The following is a 20,670-nucleotide window of genomic DNA, read 5'->3' as shown; positions in this document are numbered from 1 at the left end:
TCCATGGCGGATAATTTCGCGTTTGGCGGGTCTGTCAATGGCTTGCGACAATTGTTATGGTCGCCCGCGGCCATCAGGGCCTTCGTGTTTTCGTCAGTTTCATAGATATTCGCGTTGACAATTTTTTCGAAAAATCGATGGCGGGGCCCAGCAATCCGCCTGCCGAAAACGACTTTCGGTGCATTCGTGCTGCTGTTCTGGACGTGGTGGGCGCTGCTTATCGTCTTCCGCGCCTTCCCCGGGATAGACATCTATTTTTCCCAGCTTTTTTTCGTGCGTGCAGATTGCGACGCGGCTGCCGCCGCCGGCAGCATCTGCGGCGGCTTTCCCTATCGCGACTCGGGGAACTTCGACCTTCTGCGCACCGTCTTCTTCCGTCTGCCCTATGTCGTGGCGATCGTGATGGTGTGGAAACTCATCGAATGCCACCAGCAGCATGGCGCAACCTTCAACGCCGAACGGGCGCGCAAACTGAACGTCGCGCTCGGAACGCTGCTGATTGGGCCGGTGCTGCTCGTCAATGTTGTCCTCAAGGAACATTGGGGTCGGCCGAGGCCGATACAGACGGACATTTTTGGCGGTGCCCTGCATTTCGTCGAAGCCGGTTCGCTTGCCGGAAAATGCGTTTCGAACTGCTCGTTCATCTCAGGTGAGGCTGCGAGCGCCGGATGGCTTTTCTGCCTTCTGCTCTTCGTTCCAAAATCCCTGCGTTATGCACTGGCTGCACCTGTGGCGGCAATCGCGATTCTCACTCCGGCGATGCGGCTATCCTTCGGCGCGCACTACCTCTCCGACGTCGTTCTCGGATGGCTTTCGTCGCTTGTCGTCTTCGCCGCGTTGCTGGCGTTAACTGAGTCGCAACAGCATCGAAAAAATTCTGAAATTTGAATGAATTTTTGACACCAGCTTGTCGCAAAAGCGCGACAAAGAGCGTAGAGGGATTCTCCTGCAAAGCCGTTTGGGCTTGCAGGTGCTTTCAAGGGCAGGCATGAAACTACTCGAGACATACATATTGCGGCGCGTCGGCCAGATGTTTCTCGTGGCGCTCCTGCCCGTTCTGGCGATCATTTGGACGACTCAGGTTTTGCAGCGCATCAATCTGGTCACCGACAGCGGCCAGTCGATTGGCACGTTCGCCAAGCTCGCGACGATGATCCTGCCGTCGATCATTCCCGTCGTGCTGCCCTTCGCCCTCGTTATCGCGATCACTCAGACGCTGACGACGATGAACAATGATTCCGAGCTCACCGTCATCGACGCGGCCGGGGCGCGGCGCAGCGTGCTGATCCGCCCGATCCTGCTGCTTGCCGCCGTCGTCAGCGTCTTTTCCTTCTTTGTCGACAACGTCGTCGAGCCGCGCGCAAAAACCGTCGTGCGCCAGATGATCGCCGAGACCTATGCCGACCTGCTGTCTTCGGTGATCGAAGAAAAGACCTTCCGCAAGCTTGATGAAGGCCTTTATGTGCAGATCTCGAAGCGGATGGCCGGCCGCATGCTGAAGGGACTTTTCGTCGCCGACGAGCGCGACCCCGCCTACGAGCTGGTGTATTATGCGAAGGAAGGCGCCGTCGACGATACGGGCACGACGCTGATCATGCATGAGGGTGAAGTGCACCGCAAAACGCCCGACGGCAATGTCTCGGTGATCAATTTCGATTCCTATTCCTTCGACCTCTCGGACATGACGGAAAGCCGCGGCCAGGCGACGCTGCGCGCCAGCGACCGTGACCTGTGGTTCCTGATCAATCCGGATCCGGCCGACAAGGATTATACGATCCGGCCGCTGAGCTACACCGCCGAACTGCATCGCCGGCTGACGGACTGGATCCTGCCTGTCGTCTTTGCCCTGTTTTCGCTGGCGATCGCCGGCGATGCGCGCTCGCACCGCGAAGCGCGGCTGCATCCGATGGTGAGCGCGCTCGCCTATGCCTTCGCGCTGCGATGGGCGGCATTTTATGCGGCCAATCAGATCGACACCGACCCTGAATATATCGTCGTTCTCTATGCCATACCGATCGTCAGCGGCATCGTCTCGATCGTCTTCCTCGGCCTGCACAAACGACTGGCCATTCCATCGTTCATCCGGGACCGGATTTCGTCTTTCTGGAGACGGGGACAGGAAAGGCTGCTTGCCGCGACCGGCAGGACCGACGGGGATACGGCCCAATGATATTCGGGACATTGTCGCGTTATTTCTTTCGCCGCTACTTGGTGACGATGGGCTGGTTCCTGATCGGCGTCTCGGCGATTTCTTTCCTCCTCGATTTCAGCGAGACGGCAGGCCGCATGTCCGGCCTGCCCGGCTACACGATCGGCGGCGGCATTCTGATGACCGCCGTGCGCCTGCCGCTTATCCTGCAGCAGACGGTACCCTTCATCGCGCTGTTCGTCGGCATGACGGTGCTGATCGGGCTCAACCGCAAATATGAGCTTGTCGTCACGCGCGCAGCCGGTATTTCGGTCTGGCAGTTCATGTTCCCCTTCATCGCCGGGTCGCTGCTGCTTGGTTTGCTGACGATGACGGCGCTCAATCCGCTTGCCGCCTGGGGACAACGCCAGGCGCTGCTGGTCGAATCGGACTGGCGCGGTGAGAACGCGGTTCTGCGCAAGGCGCCGCAGATTCCGTGGCTGCGCCAGATCAGTGGCCGGGACGACGTCATCATCGGCGCCCAGACGGTTCAGGAGAACGGAACCAAGCTGATCGACGCGGTGCTGATCCATTTCGATTCAAGCGGCCAGGTCATTCTGAGACAGGACGCCGCGACGGCAAAATTGGAAGATGGTTACTGGCAACTTAACAACGTTGTCGAGCGTAAGGCTGGCGAAATCCCCGTGCGTAAAGCTTCGGTTCAACTTCGCACCAATCTGAAACAGGACTTCGTCCAGGAGCGGCTGACGGCGCCGGAAACAATTGGTTTCTTTGACCTTTCCAACCGCATTGCCGCGGCCAAATCCTTCGGTATCTCGACCAAGGCGCTGGAGACGCAATTCAACTCTCTGTTGTCCCAGCCATTGCTGCTGGTGGCGATGACTTTCATTGCCGCAACAGTGTCCCTGAAATTTAGCCGGTTCAACCAATCTCGCTCCGTGATTCTGGGTGGCATCCTTTCGGGCTTCATGCTTTATGTCATCACCGTGCTTGTAAAGGCATTCGGAAGCAGTGGAGTTGTGCCCCCCTTCGTGGCGACGTGGATACCGGTGATCGTCGCGCTGGCTTTAGGTGCGACAATTCTGCTTCATCAGGAGGACGGCTAGTGGCGGCAGGCGACCGCAAGTATTTTAGTAAACAGTTGGTTGCCCTGCTCGTCGGCGCGACTCTATATTCCTATTTCGGCAGCGCCCCGGTCTCCTACGGCCAGGTCAGCGCGCCCGACCAAACGATTGGAAAGAAAATTCCTGCAGAGGCCAAGCTTCTGCTTTCGGCCAATGAACTCGTCTATAACCGTGACGCCGATCTGGTGTCGGCGGTCGGCGGCGTGCAGATCAATTATGCCGGCTACAAAATGGTCGCGCAGAAGGTCGAATACAATCAGAAGACCGGCCGGATGATGGCGGTCGGCAATGTCGAGCTGGTCAGCCCCGACGGCAACCGCATCTATGCCGACAACCTAGACGTGACCGACAATTTTGCCGACGGGTTCCTGAACTCGCTGCGCATTGAAACCGCCGACAATACCCGCATAGTCGCTGAAAGCGGCCAGCGCGTCGGCGGCACGATGATGATTCTCAACAAGGGCGTTTACACCGCCTGCCTTCCCTGCGCCGAAGATCCGAAGCGCGCGCCGTTCTGGCAGGTCAAGGCCAAGCGCGTGATCCAGAACGGCGTGACGCACACGATCCGTCTGGAGAGGGCACGCTTCGAGCTGCTCGGCCATCCGATCGCCTTCTTGCCGTTCATCGAAGTTCCCGACAATACGGTGAAGCGCAAGTCGGGCTTTCTCTTCCCGACGATGAGCCTGTCGCAGAATCTCGGCTTCGGTCTTTCCGTTCCTTATTATTACGTGATCTCGCCGAGCATGGACGCGACGGTGACCGGCACCGGCTACACCGCCCAGGGCTTCCTCATCGAAGGTGAATTCCGCCAGCGCTTCGAAAACGGCACGCATATCCTGCGCGTCGCCGGCATAGATCAGGCAAAGCCGGACAATTTCAGCTCCGGCACCAGCGATGCCGAAGCCAGTCAGCGTGGCATGGTGGCCTCGAAGGCCGAATTCCGTATCAATCCGCGCTGGACGTTCGGTTGGGACGTCATGATGCAGAGCGACAACAATTTCTCGAAAACCTACAAGCTGCGGGACTTCACCGGCACGGATCGCACCAACCAGATCTACCTGACCGGACTTGGCAAACGCAATTATTTCGACATGCGGGCGTTCTATTTCGACGTCCAGGATGCCGATCGAACGAACACGGCCGAAAAACAGCAGGCGATCGTCTATCCCTCGCTCGACTATCACTATGTAGCGCCGCAGCCGCTTGCAGGCGGCGAACTGTCGGCTGATGTCAACCTGACGAATATTTCGCGCACCCATGACGACTTTTATACCGTCGACGGATTCGATCGCTTCCGCGGCCTGAAGGGCCAGACGTCGCGACTGACCACCGAGTTGCAGTGGAAGCGCACCTACGTCACGCCGACCGGCCTGGTCATCACGCCGCTGCTTGCGGCGCGCGGCGACGCCTTCGCGCTGAATATGGACGACCCCACAGGCTACGCCGGCAACTACAGCGACGGAAATTCCGCCACCCGCTCGATGTTCACCGCCGGGCTGGAGATGCGTTATCCGATCCTGATGACGACGGATAACAGCACCCATATCCTCGAGCCGATCGCGCAGATCTATGCCCGCCCCGACGAGCAGCTCGCAGGCCGCCTGCCGAACGAAGATGCGCAGAGCTTCGTCTTCGACGCCACCTCACTGTTCGACCGCGACAAATTCTCGGGCTACGACCGCGTCGAAGGTGGCACCCGCGCCAATCTCGGCGTCCAGTACACCGGTACGTTTGACAGCGGTTACAAGCTGCACGGCATCTTCGGCCAGTCTTATCAGATCGCCGGCCAGAACTCGTTTGCCACCGACGATCTTGTCAATGTCGGCGCGGATTCGGGCCTTGAAACCACTCGCTCCGACTATGTCGGCCTCGGCGGTATCGAGACACCGTTCGGCGTTTCCGTAACGGGCTCGTACAGGCTCGACGAGAAGAATTTCGAGTTCCGCCGCGGCGACCTGACGACGGCCTACCAGAACGACACCTTCTCCACGCAGATGACATTCACCCATCTCAGCGCCCAGCCGGAATATGGCTTTGCCTCGGACAATGACGAGCTCCAGACCAGCAGCAAAATCAAGTTCAAGGATTACTGGTCGATTTTCGGCGGCATCGCCTGGGATCTGAATAATGATGTGATCAGCCGCCGGACGCTTGGCCTGTCCTATGACGACGAATGCACGATCTTCACGATTGCGTATACCGACAGCAGGGATTCCGGCGACGAGACGGCAAGCGACTGGACGATCGGCGCACGGCTGACCTTCCGCACGCTCGGCGACATCAAGATCGGCTCAGACACCCTCGAGTGATGGGCGGACAGCGCAAACATGGCCTGAAGCCATTCTTTCGCCGTAAGCCTGTGCAGGACATTGCCGCCAGTCGATATCTGAGGCATAGGGGATTCGCGCCGTGATGGAAGCGAATGTCCGCGTGTCTCGCACTATGGTAAGAACGCCGCGAACAACGTCTCGCGGCGCTATTGGGAGGTCAACAACAGATGATTGACGCAAAAAAAGCTATAGCTACGTTCCTCGCCGGGGCAGCGATTGCCTTGCTGACGGGTGTTGCCGCTCCAGCGCTTGCAGCAAGTGAGGTCAAGGCCGTGGTGAACGGTACCGCCATCACCAGCGGCGATGTCGCCAAGCGCCAGGCCTTTATGCGCCTGCAGCATACGAAACCCGATGCCAAGGCTGCCGAGGAGCAATTGATCGACGAGGCGCTCAAGCGCCAGGAAGTTTCCCGAGTCCATATGTCGGTTTCGCAACAGGACGTCGACGCGTCTTTCGCCCGCTTTTCGAGCGGCAACAAGCTTTCCGTCGAGCAGATGTCGCAGATCCTCGATCGCGCGGGCGTTGGCGTCGACCATTTCAAGGGTTTCATCGCCGTGCAGATGAGCTGGCCGCGGGTCGTCAACGCGCGATACGGTTCGACCTCGCGGCTGTCGAACTACGATCTCGTCTCGCGCATGATGCAGAACAACAAGCAGAAGCCGGTGACCACCGAATATATGCTGCAGCAGATCATCTTCGTCGTTCCGCAAGCCAAGCGCAATGCCATCACCGGCAAGCGCAAGGGTGAGGCCGAGGCGTCGCGCTCGAAATTTCCGGGCTGCGATCAGGCGAAGGTCTTTGCCGCAACGATGCGCGACGTTTCCGTGCGCGATCTCGGCCGCATGCTCGCCCCTGAGATCCCGCCGGATTGGAAGCCGCTGGTCGAGCAGGCCAAAGGCAATACGACGGGGACCCGCGTCACCGACAAGGGCGTCGAATATCTGGCAATCTGCAGCCAGCGCCAGGTTTCCGACGACCAGGCGGCCGAAATGGTGTTCCGTCAGGAAGATCTCGGCAAGTCCAAGGCCGACAAGGACGCCAGCCCGGAAAACGATAACAGCAAGAAGTATCTGGATGAACTGCGCAAAAAGGCGCAGATCGCCTATCGCTGACCGACGATGACGATACCGTTTTCGCGACCGCTTGCGCTGAGCCAGGGCGACCCCGCCGGCATCGGGCCGGATATTACGCTGATGGCCTGGCTGCGGCGGCGTGAACTCGGGCTGCCGCCTTTCTTCCTGATCGGCGATCCCGAGGTATTGGCGTTGCGAGCCCGCCAGCTCAACCTTTCGGTTTCGATCGGCGAGGCGGATAAGGCCAGCGAGGCCGCCGGGATGTTTGCCGAGGCGCTGCCCGTCATGACAGTACCTGTCGGTATCGAAGTGGTGGCCGGCGAGCCGCATGCGGCAACGGCTAAGAGCACGATCGCGGCAATCGAAAAAGCCGTCTCGCTTGTCATCGACGGCGAGGCGCTCGCGGTCGTTACCAACCCGATTTCCAAAGCCGTGCTCTACGAGGCAGGTTTCCGGTTTCCCGGCCATACCGAATTTCTCGCCGATCTCGCCGCCAGGGCAACCGGCAGGCCGGTGACGCCCGTGATGATGCTGTCAGGACCGAAGCTCAGGGCCATTCCCGTCACCATCCACATCCCGGTTCGGGACGTGCCGCAGGCACTGACCGGCGAACTGATCGTGGAAACCTGCCGGATCGCTCATGAAGACCTGAGGCAACGCTTCGGCATCGAGGCGCCGCGGCTCGCGGTTGCCGGCCTCAACCCGCATGCGGGCGAAGGCGGGACGATCGGCAAGGAGGACGAGGATGTCATTCGCCCGGCGATCGAGCGCCTGCGCGACGAGGGCATCGATGCGATCGGCCCCCTTCCCGCCGATACGATGTTCCATGACGAGGCGCGGGCGCGATATGACGTCGCCGTCTGCATGTATCACGATCAGGCGCTGATTCCGGCCAAGGCGCTGGGTTTCGACGACAGCGTCAACGTGACGCTCGGGCTTCCCTTCGTGCGCACCTCGCCGGATCACGGCACCGCTTTCGGCATTGCCGGCAAGGGACTGGCGCGCGAGCAGAGCCTTGTTGCGGCGCTGAAGCTTGCCGCCCAGCTCGGCCGCAGCGCGGAAAGCCGCCGCTGATGGCAGCACTCGATGGCCTGCCGCCGCTTCGCGATGTCATCCAGCGTCACGGCCTCGACGCGCGCAAGGCGCTCGGGCAGAACTTTCTGCTCGACCTCAACCTCACGCAGAAGATCGCCCGGACGGCGGGCGCTCTCGAAGAGGCGACCGTGTTCGAGGTCGGCCCCGGTCCCGGCGGGCTGACGCGGGCGATCCTGGCGCTCGGCGCCAGGAAGGTTATCGCCATCGAGCGGGATACACGCTGCCTGCCGGCACTCGCCGAGATCGCCGATCATTATCCGGGCCGGCTGGAGGTGATCGAAGGCGATGCGCTGAAGACCGATTTCGAGGCCTTGGCGCCGGAAGGCCCGATCAAGATCATTGCCAACCTGCCCTACAATGTCGGCACGCAGCTTTTGGTCAACTGGCTGCTGCCGAAAGCCTGGCCGCCATTCTGGCAGTCGCTGACGCTGATGTTTCAGAAGGAAGTCGGCGAGCGGATCGTCGCCTGCGAAGACGACGACCATTATGGCCGCCTCGGCGTGCTTTGCGGCTGGCGGACGGAGGCACGCATGGCCTTCGACGTGCCGCCGCAGGCCTTCACGCCGCCACCGAAGGTAACGTCGACGGTCGTCCATCTGACACCCCGCGAAAACCCCATCCCCTGCGCTGTCAGCAATCTGGAAAAGGTGACGCAGGCGGCCTTCGGCCAGCGTCGCAAGATGCTGCGTCAAAGCCTGAAACCGCTCGGCGGTGAGAGCCTGCTCGTCAAGGCGGGCATCGATCCGGCCCGGCGGGCGGAGACCCTGTCCGTCGAGGAATTCTGCCTTCTCGCAAACAGCTTAGTGATGACGAAGGCAAGCCGCGAAGTCGGCACCTAGGCCTCGGACGGCTCTTGGAAGCCACGGCAAAAAAATGCCAAATAACCGGCTGTGGCCGACGGCTGCCGCAATTTCGGCAAGGAAATTCGAGGCGAATTCAGTTTCGGATACTGATTCACGATGCACCATTGAGAATATGGTTTAGCGAAGCGAGAACGCGATCATTCTGCTTGGGCGTCCCGATGGTGACGCGCACCCAATTTTCGTAGCCCGCCTCGCGCCACGGCTTTACGATGATCCCGTCTGCGAGCAACGCCTTGGCGGCATGCTCGCTCGGAAGGGTGGTCCGGAAGAAAAGAAAATTAGTCTGGGAAGACGCGGTGAAGACGCCGAGCTCGTCCAGACCTCGCGCCAACCGTGCTCGCTCGGTTTTTGTGCGCTCGACGGATTGCTTCATCCATTGTTGATCGGCAAGCGCGGCGACTGCCGCGACCTGGGCTGCAGCGTTCACGTTGAACGGCGGCTTTGCAGCGGCAACGATACGGGCGATCTCGGGGTTGGAACAGGTCGCATAGCCCACTCTGAGGCCTGCAAGTCCATAGGCCTTAGAGAAGGTTCGCAGCACGATCGAAGGGAAATTGCCGCTGCGAACCAGCGCCATCCCGTCCGCCTGCCCTTCTTCCATATATTCGAAATAGGCTTCGTCCAGCACGAAGAGCGTTTGCGGCCGCGTGGCGGCCACCAGTCTGTCAAGCTCGCCGCGGGTCAGCGCCGCACCGACCGGGTTCGACGGAGAGGGAAGGAAGAAAAGCGCCGGGCCGGTTGCAAGCGCCGCTTCCAGAGCCGGGATGTCGAAGCCCATATCCGATGTCATCGGCACCTTGGTGACCCGTGCTCCCGCCGCAAGCGGCTCGATCTCGTGCAAGCCGAAGCTCGGCGTCACGGTCAATGCCGATGAGCCCTGGACGAGGAAGGCACGGGAGATGGCGGCGACCATCTCCTCCGAGCCATTGCCGACGACGATTTGGCCGGGCGGCAGGTCAAGCAGGCGTGACAGGGCGTTTCTCAGTTCTGTGCAGGCTGGATCCGAATAGCGCGACGGGTTGAAGGCCGACGATGCCATTGCTTCCATCACCTTCGGCGAGCAGCCGTTCGGATTTTCATTGCTGGCGAGTGCCGCGATGTCGTCATGGCCGCTCAACTGACGCGCAAGCCTGATATTCATGCCCGCATTGTAAATCGGCAAGGCCGATATATGCGGATTAGGGACGATCCCTGGCCTTGCGGATTCATTGACTGACATCGATCGAGCGCTTTCGAATTTCCATGGAACGGGTTACCAGGGGAGCGGGATTGCTGCGGGCAGTCTTGGTTCAGGAGGCCGGGGCAACGCCCGCGAGATGGCGAAATGCGCCGTTCCAGTAAAGAAGCGGCTCAGCCCCTCTCCGCAGCGTGATCGCCCTCACCCTTCCAATCAATATGGCGTGGGAATGCATGGGGATGGCTTCGTCCAATTCGCAATCGAGAGCCGTCAGCGCGCCGTCGAGCATCGGCGCGCCGGTGCTGATCGCCGACCACGCGGCACCCTCGTAGCGGCGAACGCCGCTTCTTCCCCCGTAACCGGAAAATGATTGCGCCACGCTCTGCTGATCATGCGCAAGCACGTTGACGCAGAAGTGTCTGTGGCGCTGCAGCGCCGGCCACGAGGACGATCCGCGATTGACGCTGACGATGACGGAGGGGACGTCGGCCGACAACGATGACACCGATGTCGCCGTAAAACCGGTCCGGTCATCACCAATACCCACGGTGATGACGCTAACGGCGCCGGCGAGATGGCGCATCGATGCCTTGAAAAGGTCCTTGTCGACCAACTGCAACTCGGCAGGGATCTCGGGAAGCGTTATTGAAACTGTCATCGGGGATCCTCGATAGGCTTTCGGGAAGCCCCGACCGGAGCCTCCGAGACATCGCGTCCTGGCTCAGACGGATTTGCGTGCGGCGGCGTAGCGGTTGACCGGCATAGAGAGACCCAGGTTCTCCTGCAGCGTCTTTCCTTTATACTCCTCTCTGAACAAGCCCCGAGATTAGCCTCAAGGAATTCAGACAGCATCCGGCGGCCGACATCCGCGACATTCAGCAAGTAATTGAAATCATTTGCACCGTTGACATTGCTTTGCGGATGCAGCCATGAAGCCGGATGATAAACGAAGGTGCCAAGTTTCGGTTTGTCCTGCCGAGGCATGCAATCACCTTTCAGAGACTTTGGGTTGCTGATCGTCTTCGGCAGCTCCCATGACATTCAATAGGCCGCGCCTGCCAAGGCAACAAGGCGGCAACAAATGCGTTCATTTTTAGATTTTCTAAACGTCGGGAGACGCGTGAGCATCCATGACACGCCCTTGGTTGCGACCCATGACCTGTGCGAGCACAGCGAACAACAGGCGTCGGCTTGCCTTTGAGCTGGTTGGTGACGAGCTAATCACCCTCTATAACGGCGGAGCGTCAAGTGAGATCCACGTACAAGGGTTCCGAGCTGTAGGCCGGATTGAACTTTGATCAAATGCCAATGCCCAGATACCAAGAGACAGCGATCAATTGACCGAGGTAATCGATGACATTCAATGAGGAAAAATTAATCGCTCTGCGCAAGAAGTATGGCGAAAGCCACGGCGGAGAATTTTTCGATGCCAATTTCCGTAACGTGGCGGATAAGATCTTCTCGAAGAGCGGCACCCGGCTTGCGCCATATGCCGGCATCCCGACCTTCCTGTCGGCACCCCATATGCCGGCCTATGCGGAAAATCCGGAGTTTGGCAATCTGCAGGTCGCGATCCTGGGCGTGCCGATGGATCTCGGCGTGACCAATCGGCCCGGTTCCCGCTTTGGACCGCGCGCGCTGCGCGCTATCGAGCGCATCGGTCCCTATAATCACGTTCTCGGCTGCGCGCCCGTTTTCGATCTCAACGTCGCCGATATCGGCGATGTTCCGTTCCAGAGCCGCTATCGTCTCGAACTCAGCCAAGACGATATAGAAAAGCGCATCAACCAGATCGTCGATGCCGGCGTGCTGCCGCTGTCCGTCGGCGGCGATCACTCGATCACGCATCCGATCCTGAAGGCCGTCGGCAAGAAGGCGCCGGTCGGTCTTATTCATATCGACGCCCATTGCGATACCGGCGGCTCCTTCGACCAGACGAAGTTCCATCATGGCGGTCCGTTCCGAAATGCCGTCCTCGACGGCGTGCTCGACCCGACGCGGACGATCCAGATCGGGATTAGGGGATCGGCGGAATATCTTTGGGAATTCTCCTATGAATCCGGCATGACGGTCATTCATGCAGAACAGGTGACCGGCCTCGGCATCCCGGCCATCGTCGAGAAGGCCAGACAGATCGTCGGCGACGGCCCGACCTATCTTTCCTTCGATATTGACAGCCTCGATCCGAGTTTTGCGCCTGGCACCGGAACGCCGGAGGTCGGCGGTCTGACCACCCGGGAGGTGCTGGAGCTCATCCGCGGCCTGAAAGGCATCAATCTGGTCGGCGGCGATGTGGTCGAGGTGGCGCCGCAATATGATGCGACGACCAACACGGCCCACGCGGGCGCGCAGACGCTGTTCGAAATCCTGAGCCTGATGGTTTTCAGCCCCTCGGTGAAATAGCGCGGGGCAACATCGGGTGGAAATGGAATGAGCGGCGGGCTTGTGAGCGCCTGTCTTATGGTCTTCGACAAAGCGGTTGAGAAGGCGATCGATATCGGTGTAGCAATCGATTTCAAAAGGATAATCGATATGCCTATCGCTGCCGCCAATTCGCTCGTTGCTCGTCTTTCACCCCCACCAATTCCCTCTGTCATCGCCTGGAGCCGCGAATATACCGGTGGAAAGGGCGCGCTCATCGATCTCTCGCAAGCAGTGCCGGGCTATCCGGCGCATCCGGAGATGCTGCGACTGCTCGGCGAGGCCGCCGCATCGCAGGCCATGACCGGCTACGGACCGATCGAGGGAGAGGCGGTCTTGCGGACGGCCTATGCGCGACATGTGAGCGGGCTTTACGGTGCGCCCGTCGGTGCTGAGAATGTCCATATCACCTCCGGCTGCAATCAAGCCTTCATGTGCGCGGCCATCGCACTTGCAGGCGCCGGCGAAACCGTAGCACTGACCAATCCCTTCTATTTCAATCACGATACGACACTGGCAATGCTCGGGATCAAGCGTGCGTTGGTCGCATGTGATGCGGCCAATGGATTTCTTCCCGATCTCGCATCCGCCGAACAAGCGCTGGCTGCCGGAGCGCGCGCCCTGGCGATCGTCACGCCCAACAATCCGAGCGGCGCAGTCTATCCGCCGGCATTGTTGCATGATCTGTTCCTGTTGTGCCGGAAACACGGCGCCTGGCTGATCCTGGACGAGACCTATCGCGATTTCCTGGCGGCGGGTTACGGGCCTCCGCACGCGCTGCTCTCCGAGCCCGGATGGAAGGAAACGCTCGTTCTCCTTTACAGCTTCTCGAAGTCCTTCTGCATTCCCGGCCACAGGCTCGGCGCAATTACGGCGGGACCGAAGCTGCTCGCCGAGATCACCAAGGTCATGGACAATATGCAGATCTGCGCGCCGCGCTCAGCGCAGCATGCCGTCGCCGAGGCCTTGCCGGTGCTGGCCACCTGGCGGGCCGACAACCGGCTGGAAATCGCCAGGCGGGCGGATGCGTTGAAGGCGGTGATCGCTGAGTTGCCCGGCTGGGACATCGCCGCGATCGGCGCCTATTTTGCTTTCATCCGCCATCCGTTCGCCGATCAGCCATCCACGGTGGTCGCCGAGCGGCTTGCAAAACAGGCAGGTATCATTTCGATCCCCGGCGCCTATTTCGGCGAAGGGCAGGAGCGATATCTGCGCCTGGCCTTTGCCAACGCCGATACGGCTTCGATCGGCCTGCTCGGTGAACGCCTGCGGTGATCAGGCGGGGGTCGCGAACCGATTTGCGGGCATGGAGAGCCCGAGATTCTCGCGAAGTGTCGAACCTTCATATTCCTCGCGGAACAATCCGCGGCGACGCAGTTCCGGCAAGACAAGCGTCACGAAATCGTCGAGGCTTGCCGGCAAGGTCGGGAACATCAGGATGAAGCCGTCGGCGGCGCGCGTCTCGAACCATTCCTCCATGAAGTCAGCGATTTCGGCCGGCGTGCCGGTCATGCCGTTGCCCGTATGCTTTTCCGCATAATGGCGGATGAGTTCTCCTACGGTGCGGCCGTTCTTGACGAAGTCGACCAGTTCGTCGAAGAGCGCCCGCGAGCCCTTCGGCGCGTCCGGCAGCCGGTCCATCGGAAAAGGCTTGTTGAGAGGCACGCCGCGCAGATCCGCCTCCAGGAATTCCGAAAGCATCAGGCGACCAACATCGGGATGCATCTTGTCGATCAGATAATCGACCTTCGCCTGCGCTTCGGCTCTGGTCTCACCGACATTGATGACGACGCCCGGCATGATCTTGAGATCATTCGGGTCGCGTCCGTAGGCCGGCATACGTTTTTTCACATTTTCATAGAAGGCCCGGTTGCGGTCGATGTTGGACGCGAGGCTGAAGACGATCTCCGCCGTGCGCGCCGCCATTTCCATGCCGGGTTCGGAGCCACCGGCCTGCGCGATAACCGGGCGGCCCTGGGGTGTCCGGGCGATATTGAGGGGACCGCGCACTTGGAAATGCTTACCCTTGTGGTTCAGCGTATGATGCTTAGTCTTGTCGTAATAGACCCCGTTCTTGCGGTCGAGAAGTAGGGCGCCGTCCTCAAAACTATCCCACAGGCCGAAGACGACATCGACGAATTCGTTGCCTCGCTCATAGCGCAAGGCATGCGGATCCAGGCCCTCGCGATTGAAATTGTAGCCGGTCTCGTCATGGTCGGAGGTGACGACATTCCAACAGGCGCGGCCGCCGCTCAGATGATCTATCGAGGCGAAGAGGCGCGCGACGTTATAAGGCTCGTAGTAGCTCGTCGACACGGTTGCGACCAGACCAAGGTTCCGTGTGGTGACCGAAAGCGCCGATAGCAGTGAAAGCGGCTCGAAGCGGTTCATCTTAGTGGGAATACGGGCGAGAGCATCAGGATCGCCGACGGCTGCGGCGGGTGAATCCGCCATGAACATGAAGTCGAACTTTGCCGCCTCCGACCGTTTGGCAACCTCAAGAAGATGGGCAAAGTCGTTGGCGCCGTTGATATCGCTGGCAGGATGAAGCCACGATGCCGGATGGAAGCCGAACGTGTAGACAAAGGTGCCGAGCTTCATCTTACGCGCCATAAAATTCCAGCCTCCAAGATTGATGATTGTGCAAATTATCGCCGCGCCGATTTTTCGAGCAATAGTGCTGAACTATCTTTCATTTTAGTTTTTCTAAAAGATTGGCAAGATTTTCATTGCGGGGCGGAAATCCGCGCCTGCTGCCGCGAAATCGTCATCAGCCAATCGCGGAAGGCGGCACCATGGGATTTCTGCAGCGCTGACCTATCCCAGGCCAGGAAATAGCTTTCGCGAAGCGGGATCCGGATATCGAGGGGGATGACCAGCGCCTGAGCTTCCAGCTCATCGGCGATCATCGACATTTGCGCGAGGACGATGCCACGTTTTTTGACGGCAGCGTCGATCGCGCTACTTGATAAGGTGAAGGACAGTCCAGGCGTCGTTTCCCTGAGAGTCGCGCCCACTTTCGCGGCGAAGTCGACCCAACTGGGGTACGGGGTGAAGTGCCTTTCCCATTCGACATGCAATAGCGGATAGTCGAAAAGTTCAAATGCCGACGGCTTACGCTCTTGAATGAGCGCCGGCGAGCAGGCGGGCACGACCCAGTCGCGGAATAGTTCACTGTAATGCTCGTGCTGCAGCACGTTCGATCCGTAGCTGATGCGAAAGTCGATTTCGTCGAAGCCCATACGTGGCTCACTGTCGCGACCGATGATCCGGACATGGGCATCCGGATGAAGCGCCTGCCAGCCGAAGATAAGCCGGCCGATCCACTTATTGACGACGGAAGACAAGGCACTCAGGACGAGGGCATTTTCATTGCGTGCCCGCTCCAGCATGCGTTCGGCAATCGCGAATTGCTCGAAGCCTTTGGATATCTCCTGATGATAAAGCCTGCCCCAGAGGGTCAGCTCCGTGGTGCGGCCGTTGCGCTCCAGAAGCGTCACGCCCAGAAAGCTTTCGATCTTGCGCACCTGCTGGCTGATCGCGCCGGGCGAAACGTTCAATTCCAGGGCAGCGGCCGTCACGCTGCCGCAGCGGCCGACGGCTTCGAAGGCCTGCAAGCCTTTAAGCGGAATGGCTTTGAAGCGGCGCGGCGCACTCACGTTGCGTTTCTCCGGGACGAATAGTCGGACATTTCCTGCTCGGTCGGCTGAAAGTCACCGGCGAATTGAAAGCGGTCGCCGGGATGGGTGATTTCGACATAGGTGACGGTCCGGCCATTTTGCCATGTCTGGCGAATGAGCGTCAGGCAGGCGTCACCACGCTCGGTCTCGAGCAGCCTGGCGGTGGCCGGATCTGCGGAAACGGCGCGAATGATGTGCCTTGCCTTCGACCACGGCACCTGCTCCAGCAACCATTTGGCCGGCGGAACGGATGCGAAGTTTTCATTCCTGGCAAGCGGTACGGCATCAAGCATGATGATGCGTCGCTCGATTGCGTTCGGCTTGCCGTCGACGAGGTGCAGACATTGCAGCTTGAGAACCTCCGCACCCGGACTTTCACCCAATAAGACGGCCCCTGACGTATCCAGTTTCTCTATCTGCCGCTTCAGTATGCGGTGGTCGTGCTCGTGTCCGGCAAGCTCCGCCTCGGTACTGATATCCTGAATATCCATGACCGTGCGATCGATCTGCCGCGAGGCGACAAAGGAGCCTGTCTTGCGCCGCCGGACGATCATGCCGCGCTCGGCGAGCGCCGACAGCGCCTTGTTCACGGTCATCCGCGAGCATTGGTATTGGTCGGCGAGTTCATGCTCGATCGGGATACGCTGGCCAGGTTTCCAGTCGCCATTCATGATCTTCGCCTCGATGTCTCCGAAGATTCTATGATGAATTGAGACCAACACTCACCTCGATCCCGCGACGGCGTTCAGATCCTGGCCTCAATGCGAGGCGGCTTCGGCCAAAGGTCCGGCACGTTTTTTGCTTTTCAAGACTTTTACATTGACACTGTATGCCGAGCTATATCTATTTGTATAGACAAAAGCGGGCCAGAGAAGCTCGTTCGACGGGAAACGCTGGGGAACCTGGACTCTTCCGCTGGAAGGGCAAAACTGGAGAGAAGATCATGAAGAAGAATTCATTGCTCAAAGGGTTGATGAGCGCCGCGTTCCTGCTCGGGGCGACACTTTCCGCGCACGCTGCAGATACGCTGGCGACGGTCAAGGCCGCCGGCACCCTGAAGGTCGGCACCGAGACGGCCTTCGCACCCTTTGACTTCATCGACGCTGGTGAGCATGTCGGATTGAACGTCGATCTTTTCGACGAGATCGGCAAGGAGCTCGGTGTGAAGATCGAGTGGGTGACGTTGCCCTGGGACGGCGTTTTCCCTGCTTTGGAAGCCGGAAAATTCGACGTGGTGGCCGGCCCGGCGACGATTACCAAGAAACGCATGGAGCGCTATCGCTTTACGCCGCCGCTGGCCGAAGCGACCATAGCCATTCTCAAAAAGGCGGGCGATCAAACCATCAGCAAGCCGGAAGACATCGCTGGCAAGAAGATCGGCGTCGGCAAGGCAACCTCGCAGCTCGATCAGCTCAAGGAATTCTCCGAGACATTGCCGACGAAAGCGGACATTCGTGAATATCCGGCCTTTACCGAATCCTATGCCGATCTTGCCGCCGGTCGCATCGCCGGCGTGGCAAACTCTCTGCCGAACATCGCATTCGTCGCCAAGCAGCGTGAGGGTGTCTTCGAAGTCGTGCTGCCGCCCTTCGGCAAAAAATCCTATTTCGGCTTTATCGGCCTGAAGGATACCGATCACACGCCGCTAATGGATGCGATCGATGCCGCGATGCTGAAGATAAAGGCGGACGGCAGAATGGCCGCGCTGCAGAAGAAGTGGTTCGGCGCGACCTTCGACACCCCGGATTCGGTCAAGGACCCAGCATTCTGATCGATTGATCGTCATCACCAATCATGCCCCGGATGTGCCGGGGCATGATTGGAAGCATATCCGGTTTCATGACCGCCAAGGGGACGACATCCAACCCTCATGTCCTTCAAACTCTTCGAATTGCTGCTGCAGGCTTCGATCTATACGGTCACGATCAGCGTCGTATCAATCCTGATCGGTTTCGCCATCGCGATCCTGCTGTCGGGCATGCTGCTTTCGCTGCGGCGCCATCTGGTGCTGCCTGCCCGGATTTTTATCAGCTTTTTTCGCGGTGTGCCGCTGCTCGTGCAATTGCTGCTGATTTACAATCTTCTGCCAGTTATTGGCATCAATGTGCCAAGCGTTGTGGCGGCGGTCATTGGCCTGTCGCTCTGTACCGCCGCTTATCAAGCGGAGAACCTGCGGGGCGGCTTTGCCAGTGTTCCCGTCGGGCTGGTCGAATCCGCTGAAATGGTCGGCTTGACGCCCGGTCAGATCTTTCGCCGCATCAAGGTTCCGACCGCCCTTCGCCTGACATTGCCTGCCCTCGTCAACGAAGCGATCCTCATTCTCAAGGCGTCGTCTCTCGTCTCCGTTGTCGGCATTGTCGAATTGACGCGCATGGCGCAGGATCTCGCCGGCAGCACCTTTCTGCCCCTGCAGCTCTTCGCGTCAGCCGGCTTGATCTATCTGGTGATCAACTGGATCGTCGCATTGGCCGGCGGCCTGATCGAACGCTCTCTTCCTGGAGCACCCCGATGAGCTTCGACATCAACGTCCTCATCGAGCAATGGCCTGCGATCGTCAGCGGCGCGGGCGTCACGATCATGATTTGGGTTTTCGGCACGATTGCCGCCGCCGCCCTTGGCTTTCTGCTGGCTGTCGCCAGGCAATATGGCGGTCTGGTGGTCGATAAGGCGCTTGGTCTTATTGTCGCGGTCCTGCGCGGTACACCCTTCCTGATCCAGATATTCCTAGTCTATTATGGCGGTCCTTTCGTCGGTCTGTCGCTCGATCCCCTACCCGCCGGGCTGATCGGCATCTCGATCTATGGTGCGGCCTATTTTAGCGAAATTTTCCGCTCCGGCTTTCGGGCAGTCCCAAGGGGGCACATCGAAGCCGGTGAATGCGTCGGCCTCACGCAAGGGCAGATCGTCAGGCGCATCCTGCTGCCGGAAATGACCATGCTGGTGCTGCCGCCGTCGGTGAACATGGCGGTGATCCTCATGAAGGAGACGGCAGTACTGTCGATCATTACCGTGCCGGAACTGACGGCGACATTGAGCGCCATAGGCTCGCAGCAATACGCCTTCGTGGAAGCGCTTTCCGCGCTGGCGCTCTTTTATTGGGTGCTGGTCGAATTCACCGGCCGGCTTGGCAATCTCGCCGAAACGAAACTTTCCAGATTCAGGTTTTTCAACGCATGAGCGTTCCCGCAATCGCAGTCAACAATCTTGTCAAGAAGTTCGGGGATTCCACTGTCCTGCAAGGCATCGACCTCGAGATAGCGCAGGGACAAGTCTCCTGCCTGATCGGCCCTTCCGGCTCCGGCAAGAGCACGCTTTTACGCTGCATGGCCTTTCTCGAAGAGGCAACCCGCGGCACGATTGCCATCAATGGCGAGGTACTTGGCTTCAGCGAGAACGCCGAGGGTGTGCGGGAGCGCGTTCCTGCGGCTACGAACCGAACAATCCGCGCCCAGATCGGCATGGTCTTCCAGCAGTTTAATCTTTGGCCGCACATGACGGCGCTCGGCAATGTCAGCGAGGCACTAAAGATGGTTCACAGGCTGAGCCGCAAACAGGCCGAGGATCTGGCGTTGGCTCAGCTTGTGAAAGTCGGGCTGGAAGCGCGTGCCGGGCACTATCCCTCGCAGCTTTCCGGCGGCCAGCAACAGCGTGTCGCCATTGCCCGCGCATTGGCGCTCAAGCCTAAGATCATGCTGTTTGACGAACCAACCTCTTCGCTCGATCCGGAGCTAACGGGCGAGGTGCTGAATGTCATGCGCGATCTGGCGGCCGAGGGCATGACCATGGTCGTGGTCTCACACGAGATCGGCTTCGCCGCGACGGTCGGTCAGCAGATCATCTTCCTCGACCATGGCAAGGTACTGTTTACAGGGGCGCCGCAAGACGTGTTCAAGAAACCGCGAAATCCGCGTCTGGAGCAGTTCCTAGACACCTATCTCGATCGCGGCGCGTCCATGCTTCTCTAAGCGCAGCTGCAGCTATAGCAACAGGCTCAGTGAAACCGTCGCCGTAACGTTAGCGGTGGCCGTCGCTGGCATCTGACGTTTCTTACCCAGAGCGGCTAGGACCGCTCAAGCTTCTCAGGATCTACCCCTAAAGCGACGGCGTCTCTTCCAGCAGCTCGCGGACGAAGTCGAACATGCCATGGCGGCGGTCGCGGCGCAGGCGTTCGGCTTTGACGATCGACTGGACGGCGTCGAACGCGGCATTAAGATCGTCGTTTATGATGACGTAGTCGTATTCGCGCCAGTGGGCGATCTCGGCGCGGCTGTTGGCGAGGCGCGTCTGAATGACCTCCTCGGAATCCTCGGCGCGGCGGTGCAGGCGCGACTGGAGCTCGGTCATGGTCGGCGGCAGCACGAAGATCGAGACGACGTCGGCCGACATCTTCTCCTGCAGTTGCTGGGCGCCCTGCCAGTCGATATCGAAGAGCATGTCACGGCCTTCTGCCATCGCCTGCTCGACCGGCTCACGCGGCGTGCCGTAGAAATTGCCGTGCACCTCGGCCCATTCGAGCAGCGCGTCGCTATCGCGCAGCCGCTCGAACTCGCGCACACTCTTGAAGTGGTAATGCACATCCTCGACTTCGCTCGGGCGGCGCTGGCGCGTGGTGACGCTGACGGAGAGGCCTATTTGCCTGTCCTGCTCCAGCAGCGTACGCGCGATGGTGGACTTGCCGGCGCCCGACGGCGACGAGATGACAAGCATCAGACCGCGGCGGGCGATCTGGACGGGCGAGGGTTTCGCCGGTTTCATGTC

The 20,670-nt window shown here is 59.8% G+C and carries 19 protein-coding genes; 13 read left to right on the top strand and 6 right to left on the bottom strand.

Annotated elements, in window-relative coordinates:
• Positions 1 to 114 precede the first annotated feature (114 nt).
• The 7 genes from J3O30_RS07900 (at position 115) to rsmA (ending at position 8,610) form a co-directional block, all read left to right on the top strand.
• On the top strand, positions 115 to 888 hold the full coding sequence (locus J3O30_RS07900; protein ID WP_207583674.1) for a phosphatase PAP2 family protein: 774 nt from the start codon (positions 115 to 117) through the stop codon (positions 886 to 888).
• 100 nt (positions 889 to 988) lie between these two features.
• The gene (gene lptF / locus J3O30_RS07895) at positions 989 to 2,170 is read left to right on the top strand and encodes an LPS export ABC transporter permease LptF (protein ID WP_207583673.1); all 1,182 of its coding nucleotides are present in this window, start codon (positions 989 to 991) and stop codon (positions 2,168 to 2,170) included.
• Positions 2,167 to 3,255 carry an LPS export ABC transporter permease LptG gene (gene lptG / locus J3O30_RS07890; RefSeq protein WP_207583672.1) on the top strand — a complete coding sequence of 363 codons (1,089 nt, stop codon included), beginning with the start codon at positions 2,167 to 2,169 and terminating at the stop codon, positions 3,253 to 3,255. The genes lptF and lptG overlap by 4 nt, the downstream gene beginning before the upstream one ends.
• Positions 3,255 to 5,582, top strand: coding sequence for an LPS-assembly protein LptD (locus tag J3O30_RS07885; protein WP_207583671.1), 2,328 nt, complete (start codon positions 3,255 to 3,257; stop codon positions 5,580 to 5,582). The genes lptG and J3O30_RS07885 overlap by 1 nt, the downstream gene beginning before the upstream one ends.
• A gap of 188 nt (positions 5,583 to 5,770) precedes the next feature.
• Positions 5,771 to 6,715, top strand: a complete 945-nt coding sequence (locus J3O30_RS07880) for a peptidylprolyl isomerase (RefSeq protein WP_207583670.1) — start codon at positions 5,771 to 5,773, stop codon at positions 6,713 to 6,715.
• Positions 6,716 to 6,721: 6 nt separating this feature from the next.
• Positions 6,722 to 7,750: a 4-hydroxythreonine-4-phosphate dehydrogenase PdxA gene (gene pdxA, locus J3O30_RS07875; RefSeq protein WP_207583669.1), complete on the top strand. Its 1,029-nt coding sequence runs from the start codon at positions 6,722 to 6,724 to the stop codon at positions 7,748 to 7,750.
• A complete protein-coding gene (gene rsmA, locus J3O30_RS07870) occupies positions 7,750 to 8,610 on the top strand; it encodes a 16S rRNA (adenine(1518)-N(6)/adenine(1519)-N(6))-dimethyltransferase RsmA (protein ID WP_207583668.1) in 861 nt (286 codons plus the stop codon). The genes pdxA and rsmA overlap by 1 nt, the downstream gene beginning before the upstream one ends.
• A gap of 115 nt (positions 8,611 to 8,725) precedes the next feature.
• Here rsmA and hisC read toward each other — a convergent pair whose 3' ends face one another.
• Both hisC and J3O30_RS07860 read right to left on the bottom strand, forming a co-directional pair.
• Positions 8,726 to 9,775: a histidinol-phosphate transaminase gene (hisC, locus tag J3O30_RS07865; protein ID WP_246762737.1), complete on the bottom strand. Its 1,050-nt coding sequence runs from the start codon at positions 9,773 to 9,775 to the stop codon at positions 8,726 to 8,728.
• A gap of 148 nt (positions 9,776 to 9,923) precedes the next feature.
• Positions 9,924 to 10,469, bottom strand: a complete 546-nt coding sequence (locus J3O30_RS07860; protein WP_207583666.1) for a flavin reductase family protein — start codon at positions 10,467 to 10,469, stop codon at positions 9,924 to 9,926.
• A 695-nt stretch (positions 10,470 to 11,164) separates the two neighbouring features.
• Between J3O30_RS07860 and speB the strand changes: the two genes are divergently transcribed.
• Together speB and J3O30_RS07850 are read left to right on the top strand one after the other, a co-directional pair.
• Positions 11,165 to 12,214, top strand: a complete 1,050-nt coding sequence (gene speB / locus J3O30_RS07855; RefSeq protein WP_207583665.1) for an agmatinase — start codon at positions 11,165 to 11,167, stop codon at positions 12,212 to 12,214.
• Between the two features lie 129 nt (positions 12,215 to 12,343).
• Positions 12,344 to 13,507 carry an aminotransferase gene (locus J3O30_RS07850; protein WP_207583664.1) on the top strand — a complete coding sequence of 388 codons (1,164 nt, stop codon included), beginning with the start codon at positions 12,344 to 12,346 and terminating at the stop codon, positions 13,505 to 13,507.
• Here J3O30_RS07850 and J3O30_RS07845 read toward each other — a convergent pair whose 3' ends face one another.
• The 3 genes from J3O30_RS07845 to J3O30_RS07835 all read right to left on the bottom strand — a co-directional run bounded on the left by J3O30_RS07845 (position 13,508) and on the right by J3O30_RS07835 (position 16,631).
• The gene (locus J3O30_RS07845) at positions 13,508 to 14,845 is read right to left on the bottom strand and encodes an LLM class flavin-dependent oxidoreductase (protein ID WP_207583663.1); all 1,338 of its coding nucleotides are present in this window, start codon (positions 14,843 to 14,845) and stop codon (positions 13,508 to 13,510) included.
• A 113-nt stretch (positions 14,846 to 14,958) separates the two neighbouring features.
• A complete protein-coding gene (locus tag J3O30_RS07840) occupies positions 14,959 to 15,891 on the bottom strand; it encodes a LysR family transcriptional regulator (protein ID WP_207583662.1) in 933 nt (310 codons plus the stop codon).
• Positions 15,888 to 16,631, bottom strand: coding sequence for a UTRA domain-containing protein (locus J3O30_RS07835; RefSeq protein ID WP_207584281.1), 744 nt, complete (start codon positions 16,629 to 16,631; stop codon positions 15,888 to 15,890). The genes J3O30_RS07840 and J3O30_RS07835 overlap by 4 nt, the downstream gene beginning before the upstream one ends.
• Before the next feature lie 224 nt (positions 16,632 to 16,855).
• Between J3O30_RS07835 and J3O30_RS07830 the strand changes: the two genes are divergently transcribed.
• The 4 genes from J3O30_RS07830 to J3O30_RS07815 all read left to right on the top strand — a co-directional run bounded on the left by J3O30_RS07830 (position 16,856) and on the right by J3O30_RS07815 (position 19,877).
• A complete protein-coding gene (locus tag J3O30_RS07830) occupies positions 16,856 to 17,683 on the top strand; it encodes a transporter substrate-binding domain-containing protein (protein ID WP_207583661.1) in 828 nt (275 codons plus the stop codon).
• Positions 17,684 to 17,782: 99 nt separating this feature from the next.
• Positions 17,783 to 18,424: an amino acid ABC transporter permease gene (locus tag J3O30_RS07825; protein WP_164008695.1), complete on the top strand. Its 642-nt coding sequence runs from the start codon at positions 17,783 to 17,785 to the stop codon at positions 18,422 to 18,424.
• Positions 18,421 to 19,089: an amino acid ABC transporter permease gene (locus tag J3O30_RS07820; protein ID WP_207583660.1), complete on the top strand. Its 669-nt coding sequence runs from the start codon at positions 18,421 to 18,423 to the stop codon at positions 19,087 to 19,089. Before J3O30_RS07825 ends, J3O30_RS07820 begins: the two co-directional genes overlap by 4 nt.
• A complete protein-coding gene (locus J3O30_RS07815; RefSeq protein ID WP_207583659.1) occupies positions 19,086 to 19,877 on the top strand; it encodes an amino acid ABC transporter ATP-binding protein in 792 nt (263 codons plus the stop codon). The genes J3O30_RS07820 and J3O30_RS07815 overlap by 4 nt, the downstream gene beginning before the upstream one ends.
• Positions 19,878 to 20,004: 127 nt before the next feature.
• Here the strand turns inward: J3O30_RS07815 and gmk are convergent, their stop codons facing one another.
• Complete coding sequence (gene gmk / locus J3O30_RS07810; protein ID WP_207583658.1) at positions 20,005 to 20,667, bottom strand: guanylate kinase; 663 nt, start codon at positions 20,665 to 20,667, stop codon at positions 20,005 to 20,007.
• Positions 20,668 to 20,670: the final 3 nt, after the last annotated feature.

Origin of the sequence: Rhizobium sp. NZLR1 (assembly GCF_017357385.1) — a bacterium.
Lineage (GTDB): Bacteria > Pseudomonadota > Alphaproteobacteria > Rhizobiales > Rhizobiaceae > Rhizobium.
This window is presented reverse-complemented; position numbering and strand designations above follow the sequence as displayed.